General features: G+C 67.5%; 25 protein-coding genes. 13 read left to right on the top strand and 12 right to left on the bottom strand.

Features of this window, described 5'->3' with window-relative positions:
• Positions 1-716: FAD-dependent oxidoreductase (locus tag VH112_02595; protein HEX4539107.1), on the top strand; the 716-nt coding region annotated here is incomplete at its 5' end.
• Positions 717-847: 131 nt separating this feature from the next.
• Here the strand turns inward: VH112_02595 and VH112_02600 are convergent.
• The 3 genes from VH112_02600 to VH112_02610 all read right to left on the bottom strand — a co-directional run bounded on the left by VH112_02600 (position 848) and on the right by VH112_02610 (position 2,096).
• Positions 848-1,153: a hypothetical protein gene (locus VH112_02600; GenBank protein ID HEX4539108.1), complete on the bottom strand. Its 306-nt coding sequence runs from the start codon at positions 1,151-1,153 to the stop codon at positions 848-850.
• Between the two features lie 269 nt (positions 1,154-1,422).
• On the bottom strand, positions 1,423-1,803 hold the full coding sequence (locus VH112_02605; GenBank protein ID HEX4539109.1) for a redoxin domain-containing protein: 381 nt from the start codon (positions 1,801-1,803) through the stop codon (positions 1,423-1,425).
• Positions 1,803-2,096, bottom strand: a complete 294-nt coding sequence (locus VH112_02610) for a TetR/AcrR family transcriptional regulator (GenBank protein HEX4539110.1) — start codon at positions 2,094-2,096, stop codon at positions 1,803-1,805. Before VH112_02610 ends, VH112_02605 begins: the two co-directional genes overlap by 1 nt.
• A 138-nt stretch (positions 2,097-2,234) precedes the next feature.
• Between VH112_02610 and VH112_02615 the strand changes: the two genes are divergently transcribed.
• On the top strand, positions 2,235-3,107 hold the full coding sequence (locus VH112_02615) for an alpha/beta hydrolase-fold protein (protein ID HEX4539111.1): 873 nt from the start codon (positions 2,235-2,237) through the stop codon (positions 3,105-3,107).
• A 43-nt stretch (positions 3,108-3,150) separates the two neighbouring features.
• Here VH112_02615 and VH112_02620 read toward each other — a convergent pair whose 3' ends face one another.
• Positions 3,151-3,720 carry an SRPBCC family protein gene (locus VH112_02620; GenBank protein HEX4539112.1) on the bottom strand — a complete coding sequence of 190 codons (570 nt, stop codon included), beginning with the start codon at positions 3,718-3,720 and terminating at the stop codon, positions 3,151-3,153.
• Positions 3,721-4,165: 445 nt separating this feature from the next.
• Here VH112_02620 and VH112_02625 point away from each other — a divergent pair, with 445 nt between their 5' ends.
• Positions 4,166-4,732 (top strand): TetR/AcrR family transcriptional regulator, encoded by a 567-nt coding sequence (locus tag VH112_02625; protein HEX4539113.1) that lies wholly within the window; start codon positions 4,166-4,168, stop codon positions 4,730-4,732.
• A 93-nt stretch (positions 4,733-4,825) separates the two neighbouring features.
• Here VH112_02625 and VH112_02630 read toward each other — a convergent pair whose 3' ends face one another.
• A complete protein-coding gene (locus tag VH112_02630) occupies positions 4,826-6,247 on the bottom strand; it encodes an NAD(P)/FAD-dependent oxidoreductase (GenBank protein HEX4539114.1) in 1,422 nt (473 codons plus the stop codon).
• A 225-nt stretch (positions 6,248-6,472) separates the two neighbouring features.
• Positions 6,473-7,231: a tyrosine-protein phosphatase gene (locus VH112_02635; GenBank protein HEX4539115.1), complete on the bottom strand. Its 759-nt coding sequence runs from the start codon at positions 7,229-7,231 to the stop codon at positions 6,473-6,475.
• A gap of 540 nt (positions 7,232-7,771) precedes the next feature.
• Here VH112_02635 and VH112_02640 point away from each other — a divergent pair.
• The 5 genes from VH112_02640 (at position 7,772) to VH112_02660 (ending at position 11,962) form a co-directional block, all read left to right on the top strand.
• A complete protein-coding gene (locus tag VH112_02640) occupies positions 7,772-9,196 on the top strand; it encodes a UDP-N-acetylmuramoyl-L-alanyl-D-glutamate--2,6-diaminopimelate ligase (protein HEX4539116.1) in 1,425 nt (474 codons plus the stop codon).
• Between the two features lie 350 nt (positions 9,197-9,546).
• A complete protein-coding gene (locus VH112_02645; GenBank protein ID HEX4539117.1) occupies positions 9,547-9,741 on the top strand; it encodes a hypothetical protein in 195 nt (64 codons plus the stop codon).
• Between the two features lie 13 nt (positions 9,742-9,754).
• A complete protein-coding gene (locus VH112_02650) occupies positions 9,755-10,627 on the top strand; it encodes an alpha/beta hydrolase (protein ID HEX4539118.1) in 873 nt (290 codons plus the stop codon).
• A gap of 92 nt (positions 10,628-10,719) precedes the next feature.
• On the top strand, positions 10,720-11,427 hold the full coding sequence (locus tag VH112_02655) for an alpha/beta hydrolase (GenBank protein HEX4539119.1): 708 nt from the start codon (positions 10,720-10,722) through the stop codon (positions 11,425-11,427).
• A gap of 280 nt (positions 11,428-11,707) precedes the next feature.
• Positions 11,708-11,962 (top strand): hypothetical protein, encoded by a 255-nt coding sequence (locus VH112_02660; GenBank protein ID HEX4539120.1) that lies wholly within the window; start codon positions 11,708-11,710, stop codon positions 11,960-11,962.
• 204 nt (positions 11,963-12,166) lie between these two features.
• Here VH112_02660 and VH112_02665 read toward each other — a convergent pair whose 3' ends face one another.
• Positions 12,167-14,422, bottom strand: a complete 2,256-nt coding sequence (locus VH112_02665; GenBank protein HEX4539121.1) for an alkaline phosphatase family protein — start codon at positions 14,420-14,422, stop codon at positions 12,167-12,169.
• A gap of 507 nt (positions 14,423-14,929) precedes the next feature.
• Here VH112_02665 and VH112_02670 point away from each other — a divergent pair.
• The 3 genes from VH112_02670 (at position 14,930) to VH112_02680 (ending at position 16,549) form a co-directional block, all read left to right on the top strand.
• Positions 14,930-15,361: a DUF1801 domain-containing protein gene (locus VH112_02670; protein ID HEX4539122.1), complete on the top strand. Its 432-nt coding sequence runs from the start codon at positions 14,930-14,932 to the stop codon at positions 15,359-15,361.
• Between the two features lie 83 nt (positions 15,362-15,444).
• Positions 15,445-15,849 carry a VOC family protein gene (locus VH112_02675; protein HEX4539123.1) on the top strand — a complete coding sequence of 135 codons (405 nt, stop codon included), beginning with the start codon at positions 15,445-15,447 and terminating at the stop codon, positions 15,847-15,849.
• A gap of 256 nt (positions 15,850-16,105) precedes the next feature.
• The gene (locus VH112_02680; GenBank protein ID HEX4539124.1) at positions 16,106-16,549 is read left to right on the top strand and encodes a hypothetical protein; all 444 of its coding nucleotides are present in this window, start codon (positions 16,106-16,108) and stop codon (positions 16,547-16,549) included.
• 17 nt (positions 16,550-16,566) lie between these two features.
• On the opposite strand, the gene VH112_02685 is transcribed toward VH112_02680, so the two are convergent.
• Positions 16,567-17,961: an FAD-binding oxidoreductase gene (locus tag VH112_02685; protein ID HEX4539125.1), complete on the bottom strand. Its 1,395-nt coding sequence runs from the start codon at positions 17,959-17,961 to the stop codon at positions 16,567-16,569.
• A 237-nt stretch (positions 17,962-18,198) separates the two neighbouring features.
• On the opposite strand from VH112_02685, the gene VH112_02690 reads away from it, so the two are divergent.
• Complete coding sequence (locus VH112_02690) at positions 18,199-19,179, top strand: NADP-dependent oxidoreductase (GenBank protein ID HEX4539126.1); 981 nt, start codon at positions 18,199-18,201, stop codon at positions 19,177-19,179.
• A gap of 79 nt (positions 19,180-19,258) precedes the next feature.
• Here VH112_02690 and VH112_02695 read toward each other — a convergent pair whose 3' ends face one another.
• A complete protein-coding gene (locus VH112_02695; protein ID HEX4539127.1) occupies positions 19,259-20,647 on the bottom strand; it encodes a hypothetical protein in 1,389 nt (462 codons plus the stop codon).
• A 187-nt stretch (positions 20,648-20,834) separates the two neighbouring features.
• On the opposite strand from VH112_02695, the gene VH112_02700 reads away from it, so the two are divergent.
• The gene (locus tag VH112_02700) at positions 20,835-21,608 is read left to right on the top strand and encodes an O-methyltransferase (protein ID HEX4539128.1); all 774 of its coding nucleotides are present in this window, start codon (positions 20,835-20,837) and stop codon (positions 21,606-21,608) included.
• Between the two features lie 34 nt (positions 21,609-21,642).
• Here VH112_02700 and VH112_02705 read toward each other — a convergent pair whose 3' ends face one another.
• Genes VH112_02705 through VH112_02715 form a run of 3 tightly spaced genes read right to left on the bottom strand, consistent with a single transcriptional unit; the run spans position 21,643 to position 23,725 of the window.
• Complete coding sequence (locus VH112_02705; GenBank protein HEX4539129.1) at positions 21,643-22,374, bottom strand: MBL fold metallo-hydrolase; 732 nt, start codon at positions 22,372-22,374, stop codon at positions 21,643-21,645.
• Positions 22,374-23,132 (bottom strand): maleylpyruvate isomerase family mycothiol-dependent enzyme, encoded by a 759-nt coding sequence (locus VH112_02710; GenBank protein ID HEX4539130.1) that lies wholly within the window; start codon positions 23,130-23,132, stop codon positions 22,374-22,376. Before VH112_02710 ends, VH112_02705 begins: the two co-directional genes overlap by 1 nt.
• A complete protein-coding gene (locus VH112_02715) occupies positions 23,129-23,725 on the bottom strand; it encodes a TetR/AcrR family transcriptional regulator (GenBank protein HEX4539131.1) in 597 nt (198 codons plus the stop codon). Before VH112_02715 ends, VH112_02710 begins: the two co-directional genes overlap by 4 nt.
• Positions 23,726-23,900: the final 175 nt, after the last annotated feature.

The raw sequence follows: 23,900 nt of genomic DNA on the forward strand, positions 1-23,900 counted from the left end.
CGGTGGGGAGGACGCCGACGACGAAGGGCCTCGATCTGGAGAAACCTGGGGTCGCGGTGGACGAGCGCGGCTTCGTCCATGCCGACGAGCGGCTCCGCACAAGCGTGAAGGGCATCTTCGCGGCCGGGGACGTCGCTGAGCCCCTTCAGTTCACCCACGTCGCTTACGAGACCGGACGGATCGCGGCACTCAACGCGGTGGCACGCCTCCCCGTCCATCGTTTTCGGCCCGCGAGGGTCCCTTGGGTCACCTTCGCCGATCCCGAGGTAGCGCGGGTTGGGATGACCGAGTCGGAGGCCGCCGGCCTCGGTGGACGGGTCGCCTTCTTGCCCATGACAGAAGTGGACCGGGCCGTCTCCGCTGGCAGGACAGAGGGATACATCAAGCTCATCGCCGGTCCTCGGAGGGTGCTGGGTCGCGTGGCGGGGGGACGGTTGCTAGGCGCAACCGTCGTCGCTCCCAGGGCCGGCGAGATGATCCACGAGGTGGTTCTGGCCATGGCGGTCGGGATGTTCCCCGGTCGCCTGGCGCTCGCCACTCACGCCTATCCGACCTGGTCCATGGCGGTGCAACAGGCCGCCGCCCAGTTCTTCGGCGAGTTCAAGGGTCGTAGCGCCCGGCCGGCCTCGGCCGATCTCCAAGACGGCGCGGAGGAATGGACGACGCTCGGGTTGGTCCCTTCACAAAGAGGATCCTCGGACGAGTCGGGGAGCTGACAGGGTGCTTGGGCCCGCAGCGACAGGAACCGACGCCTGCATCTCCCCACGCCCAAGCTGATTGGCTGGGAGGTGAGCTAGAAGAGGTGCGTCATCGTTGCCGCGCCTGCATCGTCGCCCAATCACTTCGATCATTGAGCGGTCGGGAAGCGGTCGGCCGGCCAGGGCTGGCCCCCGTAGCGCTCGATGACGGGCGCCGGGAGTGGCGGCGATCTTCCGATGAGGCCTGGGCCGATGTGGACGACGGCAGGAGTGGCAACCACCCGGAAGGGGTCGTCGGCGACGGCGGCCGGGCTGGCCGCGTCTGCCACGGCGACCAGGGAGCCACCGAAGGTCGCCGCATCGCGGCTCAAGGTGGTGACCGCGGTGAAGGGGTTGTACTCGAGCAGGCGTTGACGGGCCCGCTGTACGGCGGGATCGTCGAAGATCACTCGCACCCCGGCTCTGATCAGCAACAGGGAGGCCCAGCCCGGCGGTCGGCGGGATCGAAGGCTCGAGGGTCGGCGAGCAACGCCCCCGGATCGGCTTGCCCGGCTGTCGCCAGACGGCGAGCCATCCGAGTGCGAACCACCACCGTTGCACGCTCACGGGGTGGGCGCGTCCCAGTCCGGCCGAATCTGGGCGCTGACCTCTCGTAGGTCCCGTGTGAGCTCGTCAAGGGTGGGGCGGCCCCAGAACCAGTAGCCGTCGTAGTGGCGGTGGACGCTCAGGTCCGGGCGGAGCACGAACACCGCGGGGACGAAGGGGTATGCAGGGTGTCGGTGGTCTCCCGCAGGCCGAGGCGCTCGAGCACGGTTCGCTCCGGGTCGCACAGGAACGTCCAGCGAGCCCCCAGCCCCGCTCGAAAGGCGTCGGCCACGGCAGGAGGATCGACGCTGAGCGACAGCATTCGGCTGTAGGCGATCTCGACCTCGTCTTGGAAGGCGATCAGCCGGCGGAAGAACCGCTGCTCCTTGGGACACCACGGGCCTCGGTAGGTCTGGAGAATGGCGGGGTCGCCCCCGACGAGCTCGCTCAGCCGTCGGCGGTTGCCCCCGTGGTCGAGGACCTCGAAGTCGTCGAAGACTTCGATGGTGGGTGCGCCCATCAGGACCCTCTCCCTGGCTCGGTCATGCTTCCAGTACTCGAGGCGCCGTCGCACACCTCTGTCAACCGTGAGCAGCTGGGAAGCGAATGGCGCTTGCTGGTCGAGAAGGCGAAGAGCCGGTGCAGCCAGGCCATGAGGACCGCTCCGGGCGTCTCGCCCTCGACGGTCTCGACGGCCTCGCAAATGGCGTTGACCTCGTCGGTGTAGAGGGCCTCGAGTAGCTCTCGACGGCCGGGGAAGTTTCGGTACACAGTCGCCATGCCGACTCCCGCGCGTCGCGCGATCTCGGCCATCGACACTTCAGCCTCAGGATCGACGAACCCGGATAGGCTATCCGATCCTGAGCGGATCTGGTTTCTACCCACCCACTCACCAACCGCACCGAGCTCGCGGTCACACAATGGATGCTCAAGGGAGCTAGGAGGTCGGGCATGCGGCGGACGGGGATACTGACGGGACTGCTCGCCGCCATCCTCGCAGGGGCATGTGGAGGAGGTGGCTCGACGGCCTCGCCGACCACCACGTCAACGGCGTCGAAGGCAACTACCTCGACGACCTCCCCCACCCCGGCCAAAGAGATAGACACCACATACCCCTCTGCCGCCCTGCACTCAAACCGCCGCGTCGTCGTGCTTCTGCCGCCGGGCTACCAATCGACGAAGCGCTATCCCGTGGTGGAGTTCCTGCACGGCGCTCCGGGGGATCCTTCTCAGATGATCGGGTTGGGCATGCGCACGGTGTCCACTCAGTCCAAGGTGCCGTTCATCGCCGTGGCGCCGGACGGGAACGGCCCCGTCGTCAGCGAGAGCGACTTCGCCAATAGCACCCGGCAGCCGATGGGAACCGTCACCGGCCCCGAGCTTCGCTCTTGGGTCAATTCGCAATACGCCACGAATGGCACGTGGTACGTAACCGGGTTCTCCTCTGGCGGGTTCGGGGCGGCCTATCTGCCAACGCTGAGTCCCGGCGCCTACAAGGCCGCGTGCCCGATCAGTGGATCATTCACCGCCCAGACTCCGCCCTTCGAGGGAGATCCCGCCTTCGCGGGTCAGCCGGCCTCGGTGACGAATGCCGCCTCACCCATCCTCCATGTCTCGCGCAGTGGTCCGCCCACCCTCGTGGTAGTCGGATCAACCGACGCTCCCGGACTGGACCAGGCACACCGGTATGTCGCCGCGATGACTGCGGTGGGTCAGCCAAACAAGCTGATCATCGATCCCGGCGGACATGAGGCCCAGGTCTGGATTGCGGGCATAGCCCAATGCGTGGGGTACTTCTTCCCGGGCTCCGGTGTGGGCCAGTAGGCCGCCGCTTCGCCAGCGCTTGCCCCCTCGATCAGCGCGGCTGCTAGGGCCTCGAGCGCTCCACTCGCTCGGCCTCGGCCTGGACGGAGTCAAGGGTCCGGGTTACTGCCCGCTCCCACTGCTGGGCCACGAGGCGGCCCCATAGGTCGCCTATCGCCCACAGGTCCGTCGCCAGTGTTCCGCGGTACTCGAACTCGGTCGCTCCATCCGCTTCCTCGAGCGTGAAGGTCTCCTTCACCTCGGGGACAGGACCCCGAACGAGGCGGAACGAGACGCGGCGTGGCCGATCGAACCCGACCGTCTCCACCGTCGTGGCTGTCATCCCCCCTCCGACAGGGGTGAAGTGAGCGGCAAGGACCATGTCGGTGCCTCGCTCGATCACATGTAGCTCTTTCTCTAGAGCCCTCGGGGTCTTCGCCAAGTAGGGCGAAGCAATGAGATCGAAGACAGTCTCGCGCGACGCGTTGACACGCCGCCGCAGGGGCCCGAGTGGTCGAGTTCGCCGTCCGATCCCGAGATCGAGAGTCACCGCCCCGCGTACAAGACCGACGTAGCATCCTGCGAGCGCCGTGACCAGCGCCGCCAGATTGATCGTCCATCGAATCCTGCTCATGATCCGCAACGCTATTTCTCCTCGACGCCAGCTTCGCCGCCGTCCGCCCCCTGGCCGAGCCTCATACCCGACTGCGCGGCGCGTAAGCGCTGGCCCGAGCCGTCAGGCGCCCGCGGTGGATACTGCCTCTACGCGAATTATCTAGACGGCCCCGGGCGCTACCACAGAGTTCGTCGTTCGAGTCTCCAGTTGACGGTGACCGGCATGCATCCCTGCTTCACGACGAAGGGGCGAGGTTGGGGCTGAAGGCGGCTGCAGTCGTCGTGCTGGCGGAGATCAGGCCGACACCGGAGACCGCGGCCACGTTTCGTCAGGTCGCGGAACGGGCCGCCGTCGGCGGCGAGTACAGCGCCATGAACGAAGCTTGCGTCGTCACTCACCACCTTCGGCCCCCCCAACAGAGACTGAGCGTCTTGTATTCCAAAGACCGCGCTAGACTCCTCGCATGGCGAGAACCCGCGACGAGTCCGCTCGACGTCGCGTGCTGGACAACGCTCGTGACCTAGTCTGCGAACTGGGCCCGCGGGCGGTGACTGTCGATGGAATCGCCGCCGCGGCCGGGGTCGGCAAGCAAACCATCTATCGGTGGTGGCCCTCCAAATCCGCCGTCATCCTGGACGCGCTCATCGAACTGACTGACCCTGAGCCCGCTGACACACCGGACTCGACTCGCGAGGTGATCCGTCTCCAGATGCGCCGCGTCGCGCGACTGTTCGCCTCACGGCAAGGGCAGCTCATCAAGGAGCTCGTCGCTGACGCACAAAGCGACCTGGCCCTGGCCGAGGACTTCCGCCGCCGGTTCTTTGCTCACCGCCGAGCACGAGGGGCGGCCACCATTTCCGAAGGAATTGCTGCTGGCGAGCTGCGATCCGACCTCAACATCGATGACGCGCTCGACGTGCTCTATGGACCCCTTTGGCTCCGCCTACTGATAGGTCATCGTCCGACAAGTCCAGCGGCGGTCGATCACCTTCTCGACCTGGCATGGCCTGGAATAGCCAGTCACGCGTAGCGCCCTGTCTTGGCCCTGTCGAGCATGTCGGCGTAGCGCTCCGGGGTGGCCACGGGCATGGTTGGAACCTCCGGTCTCCACGAGTCAGGGTCCTCAAAGCCCGTAGGCCTCGAGGAGCTCGAGCCAGATCTCGCTGGTGGTCGGGAACGCAGGAACGGCATGCCAGAGACGGTCGAGCGGGACCTCGGCAGTGACCGCGATAGTCGCCGCGTGGAGGTGATCGACCACCCCTGGGCCGACGAACGTGACGCCCAAGAGCACCTGGCGATCCTCGTCGACCACCATCTTCGCCCGACCCGTGTAGCCATCTGCCTGGAGGGCGGCGCCTTCGACGGCGCCGATGTCGTATTCCACGGCCCGGACCGCAAAGCCCTCGGCGCGGGCCGTGGCCTCCGTGCGCCCCACAGCGATGACCTGGGGGTCGGTGAAGATGGCCTGGGGAGCGCCGAGGTCGTCGGCGATGTCACGCATGCCCGGACGGTTATCGGGGGCGCCCGTGGCCCGTGCCGCGATCACCTCGCCGGCAATCCGGGCCTGGTACTTGCCCATGTGGGTGAGCAGGTTGCGTCCGTTGGTGTCGCCGACCGCGTACAGCCACCCGTCGGGGATCCCTGCTGCCCGCATGCTGGCGTCCACATCGATGGGTCCGTTCGGTTCAAGGCCCACCGTGTCCAGGCCCATGTCAGCAGTGTTGGCTCGCCGGCCGGTGGCCACGAGGATCTCGTCCACCTCGAGGCGGGAGCCGTCGTCGATCTCGATGTCCGCGGCTCCCTCGGGAGCCGGACGCTCCACCCGGACGGCCGAGCGGCCGAAGCGCACGGCGATACCCGACTCATGAAAGGACCCGGCCACCAGTTCACCAACAAAGGGCTCGTGCCGAACGAGCAGGCGGTCGTCGCGGACCAGCATGGTCACATCCTCGGCACCGAGGGCACGAAGCGCCTGAGACATCTCACAGGCGACCGGACCACCGCCGATCACGGCCAGACGCCTGGGCACCCGGTGGACGCTGGTCGACTCCCGATTCGTCCACGGAGCCGCCGCCGCCAAGCCGGGCACGTCGGGAATCACGGGATCGGTGCCGGTGGCAAGGACGACCGCGTGGCGAGCGCGAAGCGCCCGGGTCTTACCGTCGGGCTCTCGTACGTCGACCCGCCTGGGCCCGGCCAGGCTGCCCTGGCCTCGGACGAAGGTGGCCGGAATCTTCTCCACAAAGCTCACCTGGGGAGCGTCCTCGTAGTGACCCACGAAATCGTCGCGGCGAGCTTCCACGGAGACGGCGTCGATGGGACCGTCCAGGCTCAGCCCGGGCATCCGGCCCACCGCGGCTGCCAGCTCCATGGGCCACAGAAGCGCCTTGCTCGGGACGCACCCGTAGTAGTTGCACTCGCCGCCGACCAGGCGCCGCTCGACGACGGCCGTAGTCAGCCCACCCCGAGCCGCACGCACGGCCGCGATCTCCCCGGCCGGCCCAGCACCGATCACGATCACGTCAAACTCGTCGTTCCGCACCATGGACACCTCCGGATCCCCATTTGGCTGTCCACCTCAGACGGCGATACGCGGACGCCGCCGGAGGCGCGATCTGGACCAGGCTCGCGCCATCGGAGGCTGGAGGCCAGCCCTCACGTCACGGTGAACGCGCGCAGCAGTGCCACGACGACGTCTATGTCCGAGCGGACACCTGACGGCGCACCGAGAAGCTCGTCGACTTGACTCGATCGCTGCCGCTAAAACAGGTCATGGGTCGAGGAGCGCCAGCCGCAGGTAGGCCACCGCGCTGGCCATGCCCAGGGAGGCGGCGTAGTCCTCGAACGAACCGTGATCGGAGTGGAACCGCTCGAGGAAGAGTGCCATGGTCTCGGGCTCGGCGGCGAGGATGGCCGCCGAGCTCCGCTCGAGCTGTTCGCTGGCGCCTGGATAGTTGCTCCGGAGCCAATCAACGAAACGAATCATGCCCGCCCGGCTGAGGGCGTAGTCGGACACGATCAACTGGTCCGACACCCCGAGCAGCCCGAGGATGAGGGCGGAAAGGATCCCGGTGCGATCCTTCCCGGCCGCACAGTGGAACACCGCCGGGTAGGCAGCCGGGTCGGTGAGCACGGCCAGTGCCTCGGTCACTGCCTCCCTGCCTTGGCCCAGCAGCTCGGCATAGCGAGACGCGGCGTAGGTGGCGTCGACCCAGGACGGCAGCTCCTCCTGATCGGGAAGCACCTCACTCATGGGCAGGTGGTGGTAGGCCAGGCCCGGCGCTGACCAGGCGATCGAGCCGCGCTCGGCTAGCTCGCCTTGGCTTCGTAGGTCGATGACCGTCTGAAGTCCCAGCTTCGCGAGGTCACGTTGGTCGGACTCGGTCAGGCGATGGAGCCCGTCGGCCCGGAACAAGCGTCGCCATCGGACGCTGCGACCGTCGGCGGTCTCGTAGCCGCCCAGATCGCGAAAGTTGAAGCACCCCTCCAGTGCGACGACGCGCTCACGTTGTCGGGCGGAGATCGCCATCACCCGTGACCATAACCCCACCGGGTGACGGCTCGGTGTCCAGTACATGAACGGCGGCGATGCACGGAGCCGGAGCTACGGGCCTATGCAATCACGGGGTGTGGATTCCGACGGCGGAATAGGCCCGCGACTCGATCGGCACTGCGCTCCTCGCACCCGCATCCCGGCGACCTCTTGCGCGGCACCACCAGCTGGGCCGCGACAGCGTCGCCGAGGGCGAGAGTTCAATGATCATTTCCCGGTTGTCAACTTCCGCGACACCCGGTCTGGGTAGCTTCCCCTGGGCATGCCCTGAGCGCCAGCTGTGCTGGCCATGGGCACTCTGCCGCAGGGACCGGTTCGCCGTGTGCCAACGCGGCGGAACAGCGATGGGTACGGGCTTGCGCAACAACAGACCAGGTGACCATCCCATGACCGGTGCAATTGGGCGACAACCTCGGCGCACGGCGCGATAGGGCCGTTCACGCAATGTCTCCTACCCGGCGCCCATCAACCCATGGAGTCACGCTCGGCGACGTCTGCAGCCAGGTTGGCGTCCGCTTGCCGGCTTCCGTAACCGAGGCGACGCCCGTCAGGGGTGTGGCCCTCGACTCACGGAGGGTCAGCCCGGGCGATCTCTACCTTGGCCTGCCGGGCCATAGGGTCCACGGCGCGACCTTCCATACCGAGGCGGCGGACCGGGGAGCGATCGCCATGGTCAGCGACCGGCGCAGCGCTCGCCTGCCGACCATCACCGTCAGCAACCCCCGCGCCCTTGCCGGCCCCATCTCCTCGCTGGTATACGGACGCCCATCGGAGCGCCTCGACGTGGTAGGCGTGACTGGCACAAACGGCAAGACGACGACGAGCTACCTCGCCGATCATCTCCTCAGGGCGACCGGTCGCACCGTTGGACGGGTTACGACGATCGACACTGTCGTCGGCCAACGGGTCAGGTCGAGCACCCTCACCACCCCAGAAGCACCGGATCTCCAGGCTCTGCTGGCGGGCATGGTCGAGGAGGGTTGCGACTCGGCAGTCGTCGAGGTCTCGAGCCACGGGCTCGCGCTCGGAAGGGTGAGCGGGACTCGCTTCGCAGTAGGAGTGTTCACCAACCTCGGGCGCGACCACTACGACTTCCACGGAGGGCCCGAGGCCTACCTGGCCTGCAAGGCGTCGCTCTTCAGTGCTGATCGCTGTGCTGCAGCGGTGATCAACATCGACGATCCCGCTGGCCGCGATGTGGCGGCCGCCGCCACCGGTCCCGCCACAGCAGTGTCGGCTATGGGAGCACCCGACGCGGACTGGCGGGTAACCCACGCGGAGCTTGGTTCTGGGTGGAGCCGCTTCAGCGTTGGCAGCCCCGTCGGCGAAGTCTCCGCAATGCTGCCCCTGCCCGGGGCGCACAATGTCCAGAACGCAGTAGCGGCCCTGGCCACGGCCGACCTTCTCGGCGTGGCCGTTGGAGAGGCGGCCGAGGCCCTGGCCGACTTCCCAGGGGTCCCCGGACGGCTCGAGGTGATCGATGTCGGTCAGCCCTTCGTGGCGATGGTGGACTTCGCGCACAACCCCGATGGCTTGAGGGCGGCACTTCGGTGCCTTCGTAATCTGGTAAAGGGACGGACGATCCTTGTCTTCGGTGCCCCCGGCGATCGCGACCGCGGTAAGCGACCACTGATGCGGGAGGTGGCGGCCAGCGAGGCCGACTTGGTCATCGTGACGACGGACGACCCATACACCGAGGATCCCTCCGCCATCGTCGCCGACATCATGGCCGGAGCAAGCGCTGGCGCCTGCAGGGCGGAGCACGTTGTGGAGCTCGACCGGGCCGAGGCCATCGTACGGGCCGTGGAGCTGGCCCGTCCTGGTGACGGCGTCCTCATTGCCGGTCGTGGCCATGAAATGGTGCAGACGGTCGGAGCTCGGACCGTCTTCTTTGATGATCGCCTTGAGCTGCGGCGAGCACTCACGGCCACGCTCGTCTGATCGTCGAGCTGTGCCGTTAACCCGATCCCGGCCCAGCCTCGCAGCCCGCGAGCAGGGTTGATATCCGGGGCCGCTACTGCTTGGAGCTGACTCGAGCTGCCCTGCCCGCCGGTCTCAGGCAACACCGTGGTGGCAGCAAAAGGAAGAAAAGGTGAAAAACACGTTCGGTGCCCACTCCCGCTGGGCGCCGCCTACGGCGCCCTGTTCAACTGGCAGATCGGCGACGTAGCCGCTCAACCCGGGGTACTGTCGGTTGAGGCATGAGGTCCAGGACAAGCGGCAGGCTTCCGGCGCCTCTGCCTTACCGTCCATCGCTAGCGGGTCTGGTCGATTAGGAGAGGAGGCGACCGATGGACTCTCCGACCAGCTACCCGAAGTCCCGAGCCATAGCTGTGCTGCGTCGGGCCAACTACGACGAAGCCCTGATCGACGAGATCATGTCGCAGCTTCCCGACCCCATCGACCTCGATCGCGACGGCTCAGTCCTGATGCGATACGGAATCACAAAGGATGCGCTGGTGGGGCGCGTCGGGGGCAGTCCCTAGAGCAGATCTACTGATGCTGGACGAGCGGTACATGCTCGCAGTCAAAAAAGAGAGGCGCCAGATGGACACGATCACTACGGCCGATGGCACCAAGATCTTCTACAAGGACTGGGGAATCGGCCAGCCGATTGTGTTCAGCCACGGATGGCCTCTATCGGCCGATGACTGGGACGCGCAGATGCTGTTCTTCCTCCAGCACGGCTATCGCGTCATCGCCCACGACCGGCGCGGCCACGGCCGGTCCACCCAGACCGGGGACGGCCACGACATGGACCATTATGCCGATGACCTTGCGGCGTTGACGACTCAACTCGATCTCACGGACGCGGTTCACGTTGGTCATTCCACTGGTGGCGGCGAGGTCGCGCGTTACCTGGCACGGCACGGCGGGAGCCGGGCGGCCAAGGCGGCGCTGATAAGCGCAGTGCCCCCGCTGATGGTGAAGACCCCAGCCAATCCGGGAGGCCTCCCCAAAGAAGTATTCGATGGCTTTCAGGCCCAAGTCGCCGCCAATCGCCCTCAGTTCTATCGCGACCTAGCGGCCGGACCTTTTTATGGCTTCAACCGCCCGGGCGTTCAGGCGTCGGAAGCAATCGTCGAAAATTGGTGGCGCCAGGGGATGATGGGCGGCGCCAAGGCACACTACGACGGCATCGTTGCCTTCTCACAGACCGACTTCACCGAAGACTTGAAGAAGATCTCTGTGCCGGTGCTAGTTATGCATGGCGATGACGACCAGATCGTTCCCTATGCTGACGCCGGTCCGTTGTCCGCGAAGCTTCTGAAGAACGGCACGCTGAAGACCTATAAGGGCTTCCCGCACGGCATGCCCACTACGCAAGCGGAGACGATCAACGCCGACCTGCTGGCCTTCCTGAGAACGTGACATCGGGCGCCGCCGACGATCGTAGATGGGCGAGATTGGAGCGGCTTGCTGCCGAAATGCCCCCCCAAACGTCCGAGAGCGAGGAGATCATCATGGCGACAAGCTCAGCAAACCCGAACGTCGTGCTCGTGCACGGCGGCTTCGTGGACGGGTCCGGGTGGCGAGGGGTCTACGACCTACTCAAGCAGGACGGCTATCACGTCAGCGTCGTGCAGAACCCTACCCTGTCGCTCGAGGGTGATGTCGCCGCGACACGATGGGTCATCGACGCGCAGGACGGCCCGGTCGTGCTCGTTGGCCACTCCTACGGTGGCGCCGTAATCACCGAGGCGGGAACCGACCCCAACGTTGCGGCTCTCGTCTACATCGCGGCGTTCGCGCCCGACAAGGGCGAGTCCGTGAACAGCCTCCTCGCCAACCTGCCGTCCGATGCGCCGATGCCACCGATCCTGCCGCCGAGGGACGGCTTTCTGCTCCTGGACCGGGAGAAGTTCCACGCGTCGTTCGCTGGCGATGTGCCCGCGGATGAGGCCGCATTCATGGCCGACTCGCAGGTCCCGTGGGGCGTGGACGCCCTGGGTGGCCAGATCACCGAGCCCGCCTGGCAGACCAAGCGGAGCTGGTACCTACTTACAACCGAGGACCGGATGATCCCGCCGCCGGCCCAGCGGGCCATGTCCGAGCGTGCCGGCTCAACCGTGGTCGACGTTCAAGGGAGCCATGCCATCTACGTGTCGCAACCGGCGGCGGTGGCCGACCTCATCAGACAGGCCGCGGCTTCGCTGGTCGCACGGCAGTAGTCGCGGCGAGCCTGTACAAGCACGGTCGCGGCTGCGGCGGAACGCCACAGACGTTCGCGGGCTCGCGGCGGCGGCACGCGCTGCCGGCGCCGACACCCTCAGCACGCCTCCAGCCACCGCAGCAAGACCGCCGCGGGCGAGCGTGTCCTGCGGCCCTCCGACAGATCGCCACAATGCGCCACAATTTGTCCATAACCGGCCGGCCATTGGCGACCCGGGCCTTCCAGCTTCAGCGCAACAGGTCTACCGTCGAAGGTACGGGTAGGGGGAGGAGACCGATTTGGCGGAGACCGAGGCGCTACGCCAGCAATGCGAGTACGTGACGGCCTACTTGGACGGACCCGAAAGCTTTGCTGATTGGCGCCAGCGCATGGGTAGCGTCGACACGCTACCGGCGGCCGGACGCGCGATCCTCGAAGCCGCAGCCGTAGTTCTCAGCGGCATGGTCGAGGATCACGCTCACCGCCGAGGCGAAGATCCAAGCGACGTGTGGTCGCGCTGGATGTTGAAGCTGGCGGCAGAACAAGAGGAGTGATCCCGCGCTCGCGGCCCAGCGCGGGGGCACGATCTGGCACCGTCGCCGCTGGCAGCTACGTCATCAATCCGACCTGGGCTCAATCGGCGGGCTTCCCCTTGCCAACGGGAACCCCGCCCTCGCCCTGACGGACTCTGAAGCCAAAGGGCAGAATCACAGTGGCCTGAGCCCGCGTGGCCTCTCGGTGCCGAAACCGCGGAGCCGTCAGGACCCATGACCGATCTCCACCAGGGGTTGGCGCGCGTTGGGTTCCTTGAAGTAGCCGACGGTGATCAGGTCGTCGCCGCTGGGGACGACCTGGCCGAGAACCCGGTCAGCGGTGCCAGGGCTGGGCGCCGCCACCGCATGCCATCCAGAGCGGTCGGAGGTGGCGACCAGGGTCTGCTGCACGCCACCGGGTGCGCCGTCGTACGTGCCCTTGGGATCGAAGGTCGTGCCCGTCACCCACTCCTGGCCGTTGCGGTCGAGTGTGATCCCGTTGAGGTTGCTGAACGGGCCGCCGACCCCGGTGAGTACCTGGTATGCGACGCTCCCGCTCCGTGCTTCGGCCACCAACGGGTGGGCCTCCTGTATCGCGTCATCGGTCTGGCCGGCGGCCAGCACCCGCCCGTTCTGGACCGTGACAGCGTCGAGCAGCCCGGAGGGCGCGCCAGCCGCGTTCTCGACCACGGACCAGCCGTGGCCGTCGAAGTGCTCGACGAGGGCCCTGTCGGCGGTGGGGTCGTTGCGCTGGCCGACCGCCCAGACGTCATCTTGACCGCCCGACGCTACGGCATAGAAGGCGTTGCCGGCCTTGCCCGGGTCGATGGCGGGGACCAGCGTCCAACTGTGCCCGTCGTAGTGCTCGACGAGAGTGGCGAACCTCCCGGCGTTGTCCTGCTGGAGGCCGACGGCCCAGACATCATGAGGGGACACGGCGGTCACGCCGTAGAGCAGGCTGCGCTGACCGGCGATGGTGGGGATGGTCTGGAGGCTCCAGGCCGAGCCGTCCCAGTGCTCGACAATGGCCTGCGAGGTGTAGCCGTCACCCAGTGCAGTGCCGACTGCCCACGCCTGGCTGGACGTGGAGGCGACGCCGAACAGCGTCGAGAAGTTGGGCCCCGCGTTGGGGGTCGGCGTTGAAGCCCAGCGGTGTCCGTCCCAGTGAGCGGCCAGGGTCAGGGTGGCGTCGGGGTTGGTACCGGGAGCGTCGGCGATGTAATTCCCTACCGCCCAGACATCGTTGGGCGAGGCCGCCGACACCCCGCCGAAGCTGTTGTCGTTCTTGCCCAAAACGGGGGCGGGTTCAACGGTCCACCCTCCGCCGCTGCCGGTCGCCGTCGAGGTGGTCACTGGCTCCGACGTCGGGGTTGGAGTAGGGGTCGGGAAGGCCGGAGTCTGGAGCGTCTGATACGGCTGTGCCGTCTGTCCGCTCGGGACCAGCAGGCGGGTCATCGGTGTGACCGTAGAGGTGTCGCAGGTGGCGGCCAGGCACCCCAGTCCGAAGTTGCGCTGCACGGTGGCCAGCAGCGAGTAGTGATTGTAGGGCGTGGCATCCTGCACGTGGCGGGGACCGTGGCTGGTTACAACCACCGTGGCCACCCGGCCGCCCCCGGGGTTGGCACCGCAGCAGCCGCCGTTGTCGTTGCCCTCGTCGTAGGTCACGACGACGGCGTTGTTGCCCTTGCTCCAAAAAGGCGCCGAGGTGATGCCGGTCATGAGCTGGCCAAGATACTGGTCGCCCGTGGCCACAAGGCGCTGGTCCTGCGGGTCGCTTCCGCCCGCGCTGCCCGAGTCGAGGCAGTACGGCGGATCTCCGTGCTGGTCGTGGCATTCGTCGGGAACGATGAGCCCGAGCGACGGCACATGCCCTGCCGCCAGGTCGGTCCCGAGCTGCTCGGCGGGTACCTGACGGGATCGGTCTGCCGCGTTCCACGAGGTGGTGAAGTTGGCGACCGGGTTGTGCTTGGACACGTACAGCGGGTCCTTGTCGGGAGTCCCGTTGCAGAAGGCCGGATAGCAGATGCCCTGGTAGCCGGGGTGTGGAAGGCCCTGCAGGTAGGCCTTCCAGGAGATGCCGGCCTGGTCCATCTGCGAGACGAGGCTGCGCTCGTGCACGCTGTTGACGTAGTAGGGGTTGTCGCTGGCGACCCCGAAGGTCGACCCACCCAGGAGGGCCACGTAGTTGGGCTCGCTGGGGTGCCCGATGCCGTAGTAAGAGGTCGCCAGCCCGTACCGGTCGGCCAAGGCGTTGAGATTCGGCGCCGCGGGGTTACCGATCACGTCGGAGAAGCCGTGGTTCTCCTCCATGACCACGAAGACGTGGTCGTAATGGGCCGCCGACGCCGGGCCCGCAGCCGATGTGGCGGGCGGCGGCGTGGCCGCGACGGCAGATGTTGCCGCCACGGCGGGGACCACGACTGCGCCGACGGCAGCGGCGGCGAGAGCCGCTCGTCGGACAAGACCGGTGATGCCGGGCATGCGGTGCACTCTCCTGTCGGGTGATCGTCGTCTGTCGGTGCTGTCGCCTGGGCGGCGACTCGCCGAGTGGCCCGCACGGCGGACACGGGGGCCCGGCCGGGGACACTAAAGGGGGCAGATGACGGCTTTTCGACCTTGAAGTGAACATTCGGGCAATTTCCCGCAGTCGATGGTCGCGGCATCGCCGCATGGAGGTAGACCCTCGACGAAGAAGCCCGCTCCCCCGCGCCAGGCCTCAGAGCCCGGCGTCGGCATCGCAGTTGGGCTTGTCCCCCTCCCGGCGGCTACCTCCGCGACCGCCGGCGTGACAACCGAGCGTCTGATGGTGCGGTTCCGGCGCCCGGGCGGCTCACGGTCGCCGTCGAGCGGCCCCCTTCTCGATCCGTGGGCGCTGGCCGGCGGGTTAGATTTGAGCCTGGGGCCCTTGCTGCGACGAGGTGTAAGGGGGCAGCGCGGCGCGGTACGGTCCGCCTCCGCCCTTGGGCTAGAGCGAGGATAGGAGAGATCATGAATCCGCCAATTCGTCCGAATGGCAAGGCCGCTTCAGCGAACATCACCAAGCGGATTCAAGGGTTAGGGGATTGGAGAGGAGCGACCCTCGCTCATGTCCGTCAGCTCATCCACGATGCCGACCCCGACATCCAGGAGGAGTGGAAATGGGAGAAGCCACGATCCTCCGGGGTCCCCGTCTGGTCCCATGACGGCGGCGTCTGCACGGGGGAAGCGTACAAGCAGGTCGTCAAGCTCACCTTTTTTCGTGGAGCCTCCATCAAAGACCCGAAGAAGCTCTTCAACTCCAGCCTGGACGGGAACACGCGGCGTGCGATCGACCTTCGCGAAGGCGAGAAGATCAACGAGGCTGCCTTCAAGCAGCTCATCCGCGCCGCGGTGGCGGCCAACTCCGCGGTGCGCACTCAACGGGGAACGAAGAAGAAGTAACCAGCCTCACGAACCCGGTAGTCCTCGATGCCCGCCGGCGCGGTAGCGTCGATCGGTGCGAATGGATGCGAAGGGATGCCAGCATGGCAGTCATAGGCATGGCGAACCTGGCGGTGAAAGTGGCTGATCTCGACTCCGCCTGCGCTTTCTACGAGAAGGCAGGCGGCGAGGTGCGCGACCGGATGACGTGGCGGGGCAGCGAGCGAGCCGACGTCCACCTCGGCCCGGTGATGATCACTCTCTTCACGCGGGCGATCTATGAGGACAAGGTGGAGTTGCCCGATGAGGGATTCCTCCATCCGGCGCTTCTCACCGACGACCTCGACCACGAGTTGGAGGGACACGAGGTGGTGTTTGGACCCGAGGTCGTCGAAGGCGCCTTCGGGAAGCGCCGGATCGCCTTCGTCAATGCGCCCGGCGGGATCCGCCTGGAGCTCATGGAACAGATCGAGTCGCCGGACCCAGGAGCCCGGAATACGGGACAGTAAGGTCCGCATCATCGCTGACGGCTGGTCAAATGCCTTCCAGTCGCCCTCCATCAGAGCCCGGGGCGCGCACAAAAGCCACCGACCCGTCGATACGCTGTGTAGCCCGGGAGAGGCGGCTGAGCCCCGTCATCTCCGTCGAAGCCGTGGGTCACCGCCGTCTCCCGGGTCAGTCATGCTTCGCCTGCCATGCTCTGATCGCGGTTGGAGTCGTGCGAGCGGTCACGGTCTTCAGAACAACAACCACGAGGGGAGAACGATGACCACGTGGGAGGATGCGCCAGAGGCCTTCCGGCGAGCGATCGAGGCCCTAGAGGTGGTACCCGCAGATGAGCAGGTAGTAGCCCTCCGAGGGCTCGCCGAGGACGATGGAACCGACCTGGCGGAGGAGGTGGCCCGCGTCCTCGTCGCCCGGAAAGTTGGCCGTCGGTGGGTGGACCAGATGTCCGAACCACAGGTACTCCAGAAGGCCACAAACGTCATGCAGGCGGCGGTCGAGGCCGGCCAGTTGAACGAGGAAGGGATGGCAGAGGTCCTGGCCGCGGGTGACCTTCGTGCAAAGGTGGCTGAGTTCATCGCGAACGGTTACATCCGGAGCGCGCCAGCCCCTAACCCGGAGCTGCGGCGCATGCTGCGAGGCGAGGCAGACCCGAGCATCCTGGACAACGAGGTGGCCCGTTACCTGCGAGACCAAGCGGCCTAGCTAGCCCAGTACTGCAGCTACCCAGTCGCTGAGCCCGCTGGCCTTATGTTCTGGTTGAGGCGAAAGAGGTTTCCCGGGTCGTAGCGTTCCTTCAGCTTCTGTAGCCGCGCGTAGGTTTCCGGGCCGAACGCCGCCTTCACACGGTCTTCACCCTCGTCGCCGATGAAGTTCAGGTAGACCCGTCCGGTGGAGAACGGCTTGATCGCCGCGTCGAACTCCTTCGTCCAGGCCACGTTGGCCTCGTCCTCAGCAGCTTCCGCCCACATCGACAGGATGTGAATGTTGAACGGGGCCCGACGTTGGCCGATAGCCATGCGATCGTCCGGGACCCGCGCGACCGCACCGCCGCCGGGCATGAGGACGATCTGCGTCAGCGGTGATGGGTTGGACAGGTGGTACCGGCATATCGTCTCGACCGCCGCGTCTGGCAGGCCGGCAAGGAACTCGGCAGTCCAATAGTTGCGCATTCCCTTCTGGTTGGCCGGGTCGATCAACCTCTGCACGGCCAGATAGGGCATCGGCTGCACCATGTCCATGGCCGGCGGGCCGAACTCCCGCAGCGGCCGCATGGCCTCCTCGCCGTCTTCGACAGACCCGGCGTAGCAGAGGATGACACCAACCACCGGCTGGCCGCGCACGGGCTCGGGGACGAACTCCTCCGGCGGCGCAGTGATGAGAGCCACGCCACCGCCGACCTCATCGGGCGCGCCTGCCATGACGTCCCGGAAGTTGCGAAGCACCGCCGCTGCCATCGGCGCGGGGTACATCAGCATCCCGCCCAGGACCATTGGCCCGACCGGATGGAGGCGGAACTCGAAAGAGGTGACGACGCCGAAGTTCCCGCCTCCACCGCGAGTACCCCAGAAGAGCTCCTCGTTCTCGCTCTCGGACGCAGTGACAACCTGGCCATCGGCGGTCACCATCTCCACGGACATCACGTTGTCCACCGTGAAGCCACACATGCGCTCGAGCCATCCCGACCCGCTCCCCAGCACGAGGCCCGCAATTCCTGTCGTGGACACCCTGCCTCCGGTGACAGCCAGTCCGTGCTCTTGCGTCGCCGCGTCGAGCTCACCCCACGTCAGTCCCGCATCGGCCCGGCAGGTGCGGGCTTCTGCGTCCACGTTGAGACGCTTCATCGGCCGCAAGTCGACGACGACGCCGTCGTCGCAGACTGCGTTGCCAGTCACACCGTGGCCGCCGCCATAGACGGCCAGGGGAAGGGCAGAGTCGCGGGCGAACCTCACGACTTCAGCGACGTCGTGCACGTCGGTGCAGCGGGCGATGAGCGCCGGACGCCGATCGATCATGCCGTTGAAGACGGCGCGAAGCTCGTCGTACGGTGCGTCCGCCGGGCGGACGAGCTGGCCCTTGAACCCCACCTCGAGCGAAGTGGTGCTGGCAACCGACATCTGAAACCCCCCTTTCCCCAACCATCGCGGTCGGGAACCCGCCGGGATTGTAGCCAAGACCCATCCCCCAGGTCCGGTGAGACGAACCAGACGCCACCCGGCCCCGCCGGTAAGCGCCAGAGTGGCTCAAGGCGGTTGAAACCGCCCAGTCGTGCCTCGAGCTGACGGCGCGCCGGCATCCACGGCAGCGCACGTGGCATCGCGGCGACAGCACTTGGCAGGGGCGGACGACGGGGAATGGGCGATCGGCCGCCCTCGTTGGCCGAGTACGTGGCCGCGACCGTGATAGCGACGGCATTCGGGGGACCCGAGGTCCTGGCCGTGGTGGACACGCCAGTTCGAGATCCCGGCCCCGGTGAGGTCCTCCTCCAGGTACGCGCCGCGGGAACGAATCCGGTCGACTACAAGATGTACAGCGGCGCGTTCGGAGGAGATCCCGCGCAACTGCCGATCCGCCTCGGTCTCGAGGCCGCTGGCGTGATCACCGCCGTGGGCGACGGCGCCGCAGGAGCAGAGGGCCCTGTTCACCCCGGAGACGAGGTGATCGCCTTCCGCATCACGGGCGGCTATGCCAGCGAGGTCGTCGTGCCGGGGTCTGCAGTGGTCCGTAAACCGTCGACGTTCTCCTTCGAGCAGGCCGGCGGGCTCCTGCTTGTCGGGGCGACGGCGGTCCATGCGCTTCAGGTGACGGGTGTCGCCGCGGGAGACACGGTCCTGATCCATGGAGCGTCAGGGGGCGTGGGACTCATGACCGTGCAGCTGGCCATCAACCTTGGGGCCCAGGTCATCGCCACTGCAAGCGACGGACACCACGCCTACCTGCGACAGCTCGGGGCCGAGCCGGTTACCTACGGCGACGGGCTCGTCGAGAGGATCCGGGACCTGGCGCCTGACGGCGTCCAGGCCGCGATAGATGCCGTCGGCACCACCGAGGCGATCGACGTCTCGACCGCCCTGGTCCCAGCGCGCGACCGGATCGCCACTCTCGTCGCCGTTCAGCGCGGGTTCGAGCTCGGCCTCAGGGTTCTCGGAGGTGCGCCAGGTGCCGACCCCGGCACCGAGATCCGTGCTGCCGCCCGCGCCAAGCTGGTCGAGCAGGCCGAGGGCGGCCAGCTTGAAGTTCTGGTGAGCGCCGCGTACCCCCTCTCAGACGTGGCCGCTGCCCATCGCTCTCTGGCCGCAGGCCACACCCAGGGCAAGATCGTGCTCGTTCCCTAGGTGAAGCGGGCCTACGACCCGGGCAACGTGTTCCAGTTTGCCCAGAGCATTCCGAGCGAGGCCTGCCCTTCGACGACGGTCAACCGAGCGCCTCGGCGTCCGCACCTGCGCCGTGGTCGTCGGGTCCCCAATGGCCGAGCGATCCGGGCACCACCGCCTCCGGGCCGGTGGAGCGGCGAGTCCGATCACCGTTGCGCGCCAGTACCGCTCGGACCGCTCCGGTCAGCGGCGCCGTCAACTGGGACGGAAGGCAGATCCCATCGCGCAGACACTCCTCGATCCGTCGCTCGGGCAGAAAGACGGGCGAGGCGATGCGGGCCCGCTCGATGGTGCGAGCACCATCGCCAGTGAGCTCGTGGGGGCCGTGCGGCTCCCTCACCGCGCCCGACTCCACGAGCGCCGCCAGGGCGGCCGCCAGCTCAGCGCGCAAGCGGCGTGAGCGCGGCGCCCGGTTGACCACGGGGACCACGCACTGGCCGGGGACGCCGACACCGAGCAGGTCAGTGACGACTCGCGCCAGTGAGTGGATGCCCTTCATGCCGGGCCCGCCCACCACCAGGACCACGTCTGCCTCTTGCATCGCGGTTCGGCTCATGACGTTGCGCTCCTCGACGTCCAGGGAGCCCCCGTCGCGCTCACCCTCGACATCGGCTTCCACATCGGCGACGACCGTCGAGAAGGTATGGCGCAAGCTCGTGAACGCCGCTTCGAATGCCCGCGGACGTAACGCCGCCCAGGCCGACGAACGCCGCAGCCCGAGGAGCAGGTGGTAGCCGCGCTCCTCGACGACGAAGGTGAGGGCCATGACGGCGTCACGATCCGGTTGTCCGTTGCGGTGCGCCTCCACCAGCTCCTGGACGCTGGGGACGATGTCGCCCGCATCGTGCAGCATCGACTGCTCGGCACGGCGGGCGAGGTCGGCCAGGATGACCGGACCGCGCTCGCTCGCGCCCCCCGGCTTGTCCTCGGCGAGGCCCTGGCAGAGCGCGATCGCGACCGTCGAGGCGCCGGTCCCCCCCGGACCGCATATGGCGACGACCGCGCCGCCAGGATCGCCGCTCGCCACGCCGTCGAGCGTTCCCGGCACCTGATTCCCTACGGCAATGGGCGTGGCGTGGGCGGCGAGCGCCCTGAGCAGCTCCTCCCGGGCGAAGCCGTCGAAGAGGACGGCAGCAGCTCCCAGCGCCAGCCAGTCGCTCCGATGGCGCCGTTCCTCGACCACCAGCGTCGGACACCTCGCCCGGCTCATCTCGTCGACGAGATCCCGGTCGAGGGCGGCGACCCTCGAGTCCACGATCGCCGCCGAGAAGGCTCGGCCCGAGCCCAACCTCGCCCGCAGCTCCTCCGCCGACAGGCACTTGACCAGCTCGACCGGTATCGACGAGGCGTGCGCCCACTGGGCGACGGTGCGGAACCAGGCCGCCCGAGGGTGCGCGAGCCCGAGGATGACGTACCGTTCGCCGGCCATCAGCCGCCCCCGATCGCCCGCACGGCGGGAGCATACGGCGCACTGTCGCTATCTTTCAACTTACCCTGTGTGGTTCGGCACACCCCGTGCACCCATGTCGGGTCTGCCGAGGTCACTGTTGACGAGCAGCTCGGACGGTGCTGCCATTCCGTCCGGGTGACACCCCCAAGGAATGGAGGTCGGCGCAGTGACAAGGCTTACGGAGATCGGGGGCAAGCGACTCCCTTTCCTGCGGTGGTCGGCCCTGCGGATGGCCTTCGGCGCCAGACACCTGACTACTCATTGGCAGGTAGGCGACGGACGTGAGGAAGCGTTGGCCCGCTACGTCGTCGGTCACGCTCGGAAGGGCGACATCGACGACACGATCCGGGTGATCGACGACTTCTGCTACCGGCGCAGCGTGATGATGAACGTGGGGGACGAGAAGGGCGAGATTCTCGATCGCGCTGTGGCACGCGTCCACCCTCGACGGCTATTGGAGCTTGGGACGTACTGCGGTTACAGCGCTCTGCGCATCGCCCGCGTCATGCCCGAGGAAGCACGGCTCTACTCGGTCGAGCCCGTTGAGGCGAACGCAGACATCGCACGCCGCATTTGGGACCACGCCGACGTTGGCAGCCGCTTGACGGTCGTCGTCGGGCGCCTGGCGGACGGCGGTAAGACACTGGACCGGCTCGAATCGGAGCATGGCTTTGGCGGTGGGACGCTGGACTTCGTCTTCGTCGACCACGACAAGGCTGCCTATCTTCCCGACCTCGAGCGGATCCTGAGCCGGGGGTGGCTGCATCCCGGTTCGGTCGTCGTGGCTGACAACATCAAGGTCCCCGGCGCGCCGGCCTACCGTTCCTACATGAGGGCCCAGGAGGGCAAGACCTGGCGCACCATCGAGCATGATGCCCATGTGGAGTACCAATCTCTCATCAAGGACCTGGTGCTTGAATCGCAGTACTCGGGAGGGTGAGAACCTGGCCGCCCACCGCGCCGGAGGCCGGAGCTCACCCAGCCTCGGCGAACGCCTTGCGGAGGCGCAACTCGTAGTCGTCGGCGAGGGCCCGCAGGGCGGTAGCGCCGTCGCCCCGGTACGAGGCGCCGTGCATGAGGCCAAGGGTTGCTGGCGCGAGCTCGGCCAGGCCGCGAATCGTCGGGGCCGTTGCGGGAGTGAGGCAGGTCGCGCCGAACAGGTCCTCCGTCGCCGCCGCCGCGCCGACCACATCGTCCTCGGTGAGGGCGGGGACGGCGCCGACATGGGTGAAGAGGTCTCCGCAGAGCAGTGTGCTGGTGGTCTCCTCGTAGAGGAGCCCGGCGTCCCATCCATGCGGGACGTGGGGCGTGTCCACCCAGCGGACCCGCCGGCCGCCGAGGTCGATGACGTCGCCGTCGGCGAGCACCCGCGGGGCTCGGGCCGCCTGATCGGTCGTCGACAGCATGCCGCTGAGCGCGCCCACTGCCGGCTCGGCGGACGGAGCGGCATCGAGCCACAGGTTCAAGGCGCCGCTCTCGTCAGCCTCCCAGTGCCCCCAGCTGATCCAGCGCAAGCGGTCGAGGGGGATCACCGACTGGGCCGCCTCGGCGACGAGCGGGAACATCTGGCGGGGGCCGGTGTGGAAGAGCAGCGCTTCCTCGCCCGCGACGAGGAATTGGTTGAACGTAAAGCCGCCAGGGACGGCGTCGGTCAATGTCGAGAGCCGGTAGATACCGTCGTTGATCTCGTCGACTTTGGTTTCCATCAGAGGGGCAACTCCTTTTTCAACAGTCCCGAGCCGGTTCCCCGGCCCGAGAGGATCCAGATCCACTCGAGGCCGTCGATGCGAAGCACCTCGCCATCGATCCCGGCGGCGTAGCTCCCGCCCGCCGGGCCTTCGAGCTCGAGGCGAAAACCATGACCGTGCACCCGCTGCCAGTCGACGACCATGTCGGCGAGGAGCCGCCCGTCGTGGTCGGCGGTGAGCACGGGCACAAGCCCGACAGCGCGGCACAGGTCGATGCGATGCATCCAGATGTCACGGGTGAGGACGACGTCGATGAGGTAGGAGCCCATCGGGCGCTTGCCGAGCGGGGGCCCGAAGTCGAGGGGCAGGGGCCGGAGGAAAGGTGGGAACCGGCGCCGGCTCTTCAGTGCCCGCGGCCATGCCGCGTCCCAACGAGCAACGAGCTCGTCCGGCCCGGCAGCCGCCCGCTCCCGGACCTGGAGCTCGGTGACACCGTGGATCCAGTGGCCGTAGCCCTTGTCCTTCGCGATTCGCCGCCCGGCGCGCATCTGGTGGGCCTGCTCCCGCAGTGACGAGTTGGCCTCGACCGCGCCCACATTGTGGGCAACGAGGCCACGCACGTCCCACTGGTCGCACACCGTGGGCCGCTCCCAGTCGTCGGGGCCCAGCTGATGGACGACATCGCCGAAGCGCCGGTACTCCGTTGCCGCCAGTTCGATCCCTTCGCGGTGCGTGATCGAAGGGATGTCTTGCACCCGGACCGCCGTGTCGTTCACTTTGTCGCCCTCCTTCTCCTGGTGCCCCTCCGGACTTGCGTCAGGTACATGTCGACCACCTCGTCGACGAGCCGAGTCCATCGGTCCCCGCCCGGCTCGTTGGCGATCTGCTGCCAGCCCAGACCCGAGATCGCTGCGGTCCACAGATCGAGATGGACGGGCTCGGTGAGGCCCGCCCGAGCGAGCGCCGCCCGGCCCCCTTCCAGGATCCGCACGGCGAGGGCGTAGGACTCCGGCGAGGGCTCGAAGCCGGGGATCGTCCGCATGAACAGGAGCTGGGCCCGCGCCGGGTCCTCCGTGGTGAAGCTCACGAAGGTGCGAGCAGTCCACCGTAGGATCTCGTCGGGGTCGTCGGACTCTGGCGCGAGCTCCAGCTGCTTCAGCAGATCGAGGTTGCCCTGGGCGAACATTGCGTCGTAGATGGCGTGCTTGGAGTCGAAGTACGAGTACAGCGAGGGCGCCTGCATGCCGACCCTGCGGGCAAGGTCGCGCAGCGACAGGGCGCCGAGGCCCTCGGCCCGGACGATTTCCCAGGCTGCGTCCAGGATCTCGGCCTTGGTCGCCTCCCGGCGCTCCATCCGCCTATCACGCATCGGTTCTACGACCATCGTTCGCAGAACCTAACAGTGTTCGACCACACCGTCAAGTCCTTGCCGGTGATTGACCAGCTCCACCGGTATCGAGCACACCCGCACGACTAGTGGGCGACGGTGCGGAACCACGCCGCCCGGGGATGGGCCAGCCCCAGATCGACCTACCGGTCGCCGG

It is taken from the genome of Acidimicrobiales bacterium, assembly GCA_036270875.1.
In the GTDB taxonomy this organism is placed as follows: Bacteria; Actinomycetota; Acidimicrobiia; order Acidimicrobiales; family AC-9; genus AC-9.